This window comes from Luteococcus sp. (assembly GCF_043424415.1).
GTDB lineage: Bacteria > Actinomycetota > Actinomycetes > Propionibacteriales > Propionibacteriaceae > Luteococcus.
Map to the genome: position 1 here is coordinate 1 of NZ_JBHWOO010000026.1, position 3,508 is coordinate 3,508.

The 3,508-nt window shown below is 66.4% G+C and carries 4 protein-coding genes; all 4 read right to left on the minus strand.

What is annotated here, in order from left to right; genetic code table 11:
- The coding region (locus tag ACHFFZ_RS01345) for a hypothetical protein (protein ID WP_394274870.1) at positions 1–728 on the minus strand (728 nt) is incomplete at its 3' end.
- On the minus strand, positions 728–1,693 hold the full coding sequence (locus tag ACHFFZ_RS01350; RefSeq protein ID WP_394274871.1) for an ATP-binding cassette domain-containing protein: 966 nt from the start codon (positions 1,691–1,693) through the stop codon (positions 728–730). The genes ACHFFZ_RS01345 and ACHFFZ_RS01350, both read right to left, overlap by 1 nt.
- Before the next feature lie 138 nt (positions 1,694–1,831).
- A complete protein-coding gene (locus tag ACHFFZ_RS01355; RefSeq protein ID WP_394274872.1) occupies positions 1,832–2,440 on the minus strand; it encodes a response regulator in 609 nt (202 codons plus the stop codon).
- Between the two features lie 12 nt (positions 2,441–2,452).
- Positions 2,453–3,508: sensor histidine kinase (locus ACHFFZ_RS01360; RefSeq protein WP_394274873.1), on the minus strand; the 1,056-nt coding region annotated here is incomplete at its 5' end.

The following is a 3,508-nucleotide window of genomic DNA, read 5'->3' on the forward strand; positions in this document are numbered from 1 at the left end:
GGTTGGCGGCTGCGCATCCATCCCAGGCAGAGGGTGACCAGGGCGATGGTGGCCAGGTAGCCCAGGGCTCCGGCCTGTCCCCATTCAAGGTGCACCTGCGGTGGGGTGGTGCCCAGTGCTGCCTGCATGGTGTTGTTGAACAGCAGGTAGGGGTGCAGGTGCTTACCGATGCCGGGCAGCATGCCGAGCACCAGCTCGATCGGGGTCTGCCACAGCACGATCAGCGCCACTGCGGCCGGTGTGCTGCGCACCAGGGCGCCGAGCCCGACCGCGAAGACGCACATGATGGCCACCGTCAGGGCCGTGGTGGCGATCGTGGAGGCCTGGGCGGCCAGCTCGAAGACCGCACGGAGTTCGGGCTCGACCAGCGCATTGGCGGTGAGGGCGACCACGACCGACATGATGACTGACAGCACCGCCCCGAACAGGGCCCCGATGGCCGCCTTGGCCAACAGGGGCTGCCAGCGCTGTGGCGCGGCCTGGTGGGTGAGCTGGATCATCCGGAAGCGGTACTCCTGGGTGACCTGCGCGGCTGCGACCACCATGGCCGCCATCATCGCGAAGCCGAGGATCCCGGCATAGGCACCCTGTGTCTGAAGAGGCTGCGTGGCCGACATGGCGTTGGCCACCGGAAGCAGCAGGGCCAGGGCCATGAAGCTTGCCAGCCCGATCAGCCAGCCGCGGGTGCTGAAGAACTTGATGCGTTCGGAGTTCAATGCCTGGATCATCACGCCACCGCCAGTTCTTCGCGCCGCGCACCGGCACTGGCCCGGTGGTCGACTCCGTCGTGGGTCATCGACATGAAGGCCTCCTCCAGTGACGCGTGCTCCTCGCTGATCTCGTGGACTGGGATACCGGCCGCTGCGGCCGCCTCCCCGATCTGCTCGGTCGTCAGTCCCCTGACCTGCAGGCGCGGTCCGGCGCTGCCGAAGTCGACCGTGGTGTCTGGGGGGACCACCTCGACAATGCCGCCCTGCAGGCGCAGCACGCGGGCCAGCCCGTCCAGGTCCTTCGTGCGGACACGGATCGAGCCGCCAGAGTGCTCTGCGATGAAGTCGGGCACGCTCATGTCTGCCACCAGGCGGCCGCGGGCGATGACCAGCAGGTGGTCGGCGGTCAGCGCCATCTCGCTGAGCAGGTGGCTGGAGACCAGCACCGTGTTGCCCTCCGAGGCCAGTCGGCGCATGATCTGGCGGATCCACACGATGCCCTCGGGATCCAGGCCGTTGACCGGCTCGTCGAAGACGTAGTACTCGGGCCGGCCGAGCATCGCTCCGGCCAGACCGAGGCGCTGGCGCATGCCCAGCGAGTACGATCCGGCTGCCTTCCCGCCAGCCTCGCTCAGGCCGACGTCATCCAGGACCTCGTCGACCCGGCCGGAGGCGATGCCGTTGCTGGCTGCCATCCAGCGCAGGTGGTCACGTCCCGACCTCTTCGGGTTGACCCAACTCGCATCGAGCATCGCCCCCACCGTCAACAGCGGGCGGGCAATGCGACGGTAGGGCTGGCCACCGATCGTGGCGGTGCCGCTCGTGGGATCCTCGAGGCCGAGGATCATGCGCATCGTGGTGGACTTTCCGGCCCCATTGGGACCGAGGAAGCCGGTGACGATGCCGGGACGAACCTCGAGGCTGAGGTCGTCCACGACGGTCGAAGCACCATAGCGCTTCGTTAGATGCTGTGTCTGGATCATGTCAAAAACGCTAGTCACAGGAAGATTCCGGCACCATTGGTGCACGTCACCAATGCATCATGACAGTTGTCACCGATCCTTGATGACTCGCATCACCTCGGCTGGCTCACCCCTCATCGACCAGGGTCTTGTCAGCGGCTACAGCCAGCCCCGATCGCGTGCCAGTGTGACGGCCTCGCCCCGGCTATGGGTGCCCAACTTCTCCAGCACGTTCGACACGTAGTTGCGTACCGTACCGCGGCTCAAGAACAGCTTCTCGGCGACCTCATCAGTCGACAGGCCCTGCGCCAATAGCCGCAGCAACTCCTGTTCTCGTGCCGTAAGTGGGTTGGGTCCCAGACGCAACGCGTCCGCGGCGAGTTGTGGATCGATGACCGTGCCGCCGGCCACCACCGACCGGATCCCGGCGATCAGACGGTCCGCCGTGGTGGTCTTGACCAGATAGCCGTTGGCACCCGCCTGCAAGGCCTGCTGCAGGTGTCCCGCACCCTCCAGGGCAGTCAACAACAGGATCCGGCAGTCCAGGCCACGGGCACGCACCTGGGCGGTGGCCTCGATCCCGGTGCACCCCGGCATCGCCACGTCCAACAAGGCGATATCGGGGCGAAACTCCTCCACCGCGGCGACTACCTCGTCGCCCCGACTGACCCGCTTGACCACCTCGAAATCATCTTCAGTGTTCAGCAAAGCGATGAAGGCCTCTGCGATCAGGTCGACGTCCTCGGCGATCAGAATCCTTGTGGTCACAGCATTATCCTCTCAGCCAGGCAGATCGGCGTCAGACTCGGACAACTGCCGGGACGCAGCCACACTGCGCGGGATCCGTGCCTGTAGCCGAAACTTGCTCGCCGGTAGGCGACCGCTGACCAGGACCCCGCCCAGATGGTCCTCCACCCTCTTCTCCAGGTCACGCAGCCCCGTGCCGTGCGATGTCTGCGGCGGCAACCCCACCGCGCCATCGTTGTCGACCGTCACCACCGTGCAGCCGGCCTCGTCCACGATCGCGATCACCGCCACCGACGGGCGCGAGTGCTTCAGCATGTTGGTCATCGCCTCCCGCAACACCCGGGCAGCCAGCGCATCCGTGCTCGGATCATCGATCGGCTCCACCTGCAGGTCGAGCCGCACCCCCAACCGGGCACACAGCTCCTGCGCGCTGATCAGCTCCTGCTCCAGCCCCACGATCGAGCGCCCCGCCACCAGTTCACGCAACTGCGCCTGGCCCGAGGTCACCAGCGCCGCGGTCTCCTCCAGCTGCACACGCGCCGCCGACGGATCCTTGTCGATCAGACGAAGGGCGGTCTGAGTGCGCATCGAGACCGTCACCAGAGTGCGGCCCAGCAGGTCGTGCAGGTCGCGTTGGATTCGGGAGCGTTCCTCGTCGACACGTAGCCGAGCCACCTGTTCCCGGGTGGCAGCCAGTTCCTGCACCACCAGCAGCATACGGGTGAAGGCGGTCAAGACGCCTGCCATCACGGCGGCGACCGCAGCAGGGATGACGGCCATGACCGGTTGATTGTCGATGGTGTTGATAACCCAGGCGAGGGTGGTGACTGCGAGGAAGAGGGCCCATTTCCAGCGGGTTCGCAGCAACAGGAGGGCGCTGAGCGCCAGCGAGGGCAGCAACCACATCCAGGCCCAGGCCAGGGTCAAGGTCAAGGGCACGAGCAGCGTGGTCAGTACGAGCCGTAGGCGTGGTGAGTGGTGGGTGGCAACCAGGCGGTGGTTCCACAGCCACAGAACACCGGACAGTAGCGCGATCATGACGAACGGAACTCGGGAGATCGAGGTGTGCCAGCGGTCGATGTAGATCTG

What these genes read in the sequence shown, in the direction of transcription:
- ACHFFZ_RS01350 (WP_394274871.1), bottom strand. Translation starts at nt 1,693, where the DNA reads ATGATCCAGACACAGCATCTAACGAAGCGCTATGGTGCTTCGACCGTC.